The organism is Thermogutta sp. (assembly GCF_039793925.1).
In the GTDB taxonomy this organism is placed as follows: domain Bacteria; phylum Planctomycetota; class Planctomycetia; order Pirellulales; family Thermoguttaceae; genus Thermogutta.
On record NZ_JBAMME010000129.1, the window covers coordinates 1 to 1,250 of the forward strand.

2 protein-coding genes are annotated in these 1,250 nt (G+C 52.6%); both read left to right on the forward strand.

Annotated features, from left to right (window positions below):
- On the forward strand, positions 1-534 hold a 534-nt coding region (locus ABJK56_RS04790), incomplete at its 5' end, for a hypothetical protein (protein ID WP_347243525.1).
- The gene (locus ABJK56_RS04795; protein ID WP_347243526.1) at positions 518-1,015 is read left to right on the forward strand and encodes a hypothetical protein; all 498 of its coding nucleotides are present in this window, start codon (positions 518-520) and stop codon (positions 1,013-1,015) included. The genes ABJK56_RS04790 and ABJK56_RS04795, both read left to right, overlap by 17 nt.
- Positions 1,016-1,250 lie beyond the last annotated feature (235 nt).

The following is a 1,250-nucleotide window of genomic DNA, read 5'->3' on the forward strand; positions in this document are numbered from 1 at the left end:
TTTACTGTGATCCTTGATCACACCAGGTTATTCCCTGGATTGTATACGGCCGGAGAGTTTGGCGAAGCAGGGCTGAATACAGAGTTCCAAGATGGATATCTCTATGAGCGGTACTGGGGTGGTGAAACCAGGCAGATCGGCCATTTCCTCACGGCTGCCGCTTTCGGAAGTCGGGCGACCCAGCATCCGAACTTTGAAGAGTTTCTCGTCCAGTTAGCCGTTGGGCACGAGATAGTGGGTGATCAGGGGGCTCCCATATCGTGGTTCAGACAATACTATGCCGCAACTCCCGAAGCGCGCAACTTATTTCGCCGAGCGATCGAGGCCGATGCTGCAGGCAAGTATGAACTGAGAGACGAATACTTGAGGCAAATTTTGATGCTCAACAGCGCCTCTCTGGCAAACCGGCAAGGAAATAGTTTAGAAGATTTGCGGTTGACAGTTCGGGGGTGGCGCTTTGGGCAGATGATCGCATCAGGTCAGTTTGCCTCGCTTGAGGAAGCAGCACAGTGGCTTGATGACAATCTTCGATAAAGGGGGAAAGATGCGCTTGAAATTGCTTCCTGTTATGCGTGGGTTAGTGAGGGGATTCATCATTGCTCTGGTTAACGGCTTCTCGTTACCGATCTTGTTTGAGTTATTTGTGTTGGTATCGAGTATTTTCGAAACTGGTCGTTGGTATGGTCCAATAGCAATAGCAGAGTTGTGGTTTATACAATTCGTGTTCGGCTTTGGTTGCTCCTTATTACCCAATCTAGCAACTGCGACAGCATTAAGCGTGTGGTTGCGCTTATTGTCGTTGCGTAGGATGCACAACAGTCGTGGCACGATATGGATAGGAGTGGGAATGGGGATTGTGGCGGCCGTATGGTATGTATTGTTGCTGTTTTTCTTAGAGCCAGTTATGAACATCCGAGACCATAGTGTACTAGCAGCGCTCATTTTAGTTGAGGAAATGAGCATTTATGCTTGGATTGCTTCCCGCTGGAGGTATCACGGTGGTGTCCAAGAATAAACGGCTGACCCGCACGGCGACCATCTGGGGAGCGCGACCTTAACAACCGGAGCGAGCGGAAACTGGGTGGGTGAGGCCCGCTACACCCCCTATGGGGAGATGCGGCGGGGTTATCCGCGCGGGGTGATTCCTGACCGCCAGTTCACCGGCCAGCGGTGGGAACCCGGCCTGGGCCTGTATGACTACCGGGCCCGGTTCTACCATCCAGTGCTGGGGCGGTTCATCAGCCCGGACC